Source organism: Streptomyces sp. NPDC057302, assembly GCF_042667685.1.
GTDB lineage: Bacteria > Actinomycetota > Actinomycetes > Streptomycetales > Streptomycetaceae > Streptomyces.
This window is the reverse complement of the sequence record NZ_JBHUZJ010000175.1, coordinates 1-1,856: the sequence shown is the minus strand read 5'-3', so window position 1 is coordinate 1,856 and position 1,856 is coordinate 1. Positions and strand designations below refer to the sequence as shown.

The 1,856-nt window shown below is 74.2% G+C and carries 2 protein-coding genes; one reads left to right on the top strand and one right to left on the bottom strand.

The annotated features are described in order from the left end of the window. The first annotated feature begins 122 nt into the window (after positions 1–122). Positions 123–1,064, top strand: coding sequence for a hypothetical protein (locus ACFUPX_RS44105; RefSeq protein ID WP_383335405.1), 942 nt, complete (start codon positions 123–125; stop codon positions 1,062–1,064). Positions 1,065–1,129: 65 nt separating this feature from the next. Here ACFUPX_RS44105 and ACFUPX_RS44100 read toward each other — a convergent pair whose 3' ends face one another. Continuing rightward, complete coding sequence (locus tag ACFUPX_RS44100) at positions 1,130–1,720, bottom strand: sigma-70 family RNA polymerase sigma factor (RefSeq protein WP_383335403.1); 591 nt, start codon at positions 1,718–1,720, stop codon at positions 1,130–1,132. Positions 1,721–1,856: the final 136 nt, after the last annotated feature.

Here is a 1,856-nt window from a genome sequence, read left to right as displayed (position 1 = left end):
CGGTGAACCATCCGCGGACGGGCGCCGTAGTGGCCATCGGGTGCACGGCACAGCGACTGCGCCGCCCCCGCTTTCGACCGTCCCGGCTCCGCCGCCGGGGCGCCTTGACAAGGAGTCAGAAGATGATCTGGTACGTCCTGGCCGTGGTGCTGGGGCTGGCGCTGATCGGTGCGGTGGCCGCGCTGGTCGTCACCGAGCGGCGGCCCCGCCCGTCGAAGCCCGCCACCGCGTCGGCCGCCGTCGTGGGCCGGGAGGCACTGGACGTGGTCAACGCGGGCCTGCGTCGGCTGACGGGCGAATGTCTGCGCTCCAGCCGCCCGTTGCCCGACCTGTACGCCGTCGTCTACTCCGAGGAGCGGCTCGGGCTGCTGCTCGCCGGGGCCGAGGAGGACGCCCCCGCGCCCTGGACTGCCGAGGCGGACGGCGAGCGCTGGACGATCTCCCCCGACGATCTGCACCGCCCGGGACCTGAGGGTGAGCCTGCCCTGCCGTACTCGCTGACGGTGACGGTGGGCCTCGACGGCCCCGACCGTGTCCTTGTCGACCTCTCCCGGGCGTCGGGGCCCGTCTCGGTGACGGGCCCGGACCAGGAAGTGCGCAGCCTGGTACGGGCGGTCGTCGCCGAGGCGCTCGCCAGCCCGGTGGGGGCGCTCGCCGAGGTGACCCTGGTGGGCTCCCTGACCGACGGCCGGCTCCTCTCCGGCGACGAGGCGCGGACCTCCCGTCTGCACGACGCGGCCAGCCTGGAGGAGGCGTTCGCCATGGCGGCGTCGGCGGGCTCGGGAGCCCCGGAGCCCGGATCGCACGACGTCACCCAGATCTTCCGGCTGATCGAGGGCAGCAGCCGGATCGCCGTACAGGGCGAGGCGCCGCACCTGTTCGTCGTGGACGCCTCACAGCTCCCGCGACGTGAGGGAGCGCTGGCGGGCCTGCGGCGCGGGGACGCGCTGCTGGTGATCGGCGAGGCACCCACGGGGTGGCGCTGGCGTGCCGACGCGGACGGATCGCTCGACACCGGGCCGCTCGGCCTTGAGGTCACCCGGCACGCGGGACAGTTGGCTTGAGGTCACCCGGCACGTGGGACAGCTGGCCTGAGGTCACCCGGCACGCGGGACAGCTGGCTTGAGCGTCACCCGGCCTCACGGACCAGGCCGCCCGCGTAGAGGCCGCGGTTGTGCAGTGCCTCACGCATGGCGCGGGCCGCGTAGTACGTACGGGACTTGACCGTGCCCGGCGGCACGCCGAGCACCTTGGCCGTCTGGTTGACGCTGCGGCCCAGGTAGTGCACGTGCAGCAGGACCTCGCGCTGGGCGGGGCGCAGGTCCCGCAGCGCTTCGACGAGGACCTGGGAGGTGAGCATGTGGTCCACGCCGTCGGACACCGGCAGGTGGGCGAGCTCGGGATCACCGGTCTCCGGTGGTCTGGCCTGGCGGGCGCGGTGGCCGTCGATGACGAGATTGCGCAAGGCGGTGAAGAGCCAGGGCCGCACCGAGTCCTCGGTCGGGTCGAGCTCCCCGGCGTGCCGCCAGGCGCGTATCGCGACTTCCTGGAGGGCGTCCTCGGCCCGGTGCCAGTCGCCTTCGAGCCGTCGTGCGGCGAACTGCAGCAAGGCGCTGCCGTGGAAGTCGTAGAGCGCTCTGAGGAACTCGTCGGGGTGGGGCTCCGCGGCGTGGGGGCCGGGGCCGGGTATGGGGTTTGCTGTCGAAGTGCTGGCCGACAAGGCCCTTTCCTCCGGTCGTCTGTGGGGAGACTGGTGCGGCCGGCTGCGGGAGAGCAGGCAGGCGCGGCCTCGGGGGCCCCGGGGCCCGGGGGGGGGCGCGCGGGCCCCGGCGGCGGGGGTCGACGAGGGGGTTGGG

Coding starts and splice junctions, on each gene's coding strand:
- ACFUPX_RS44105 (WP_383335405.1), top strand. CDS start 123: ATGATCTGGTACGTCCTGGCCGTGGTGCTGGGGCTGGCGCTGATCGGT.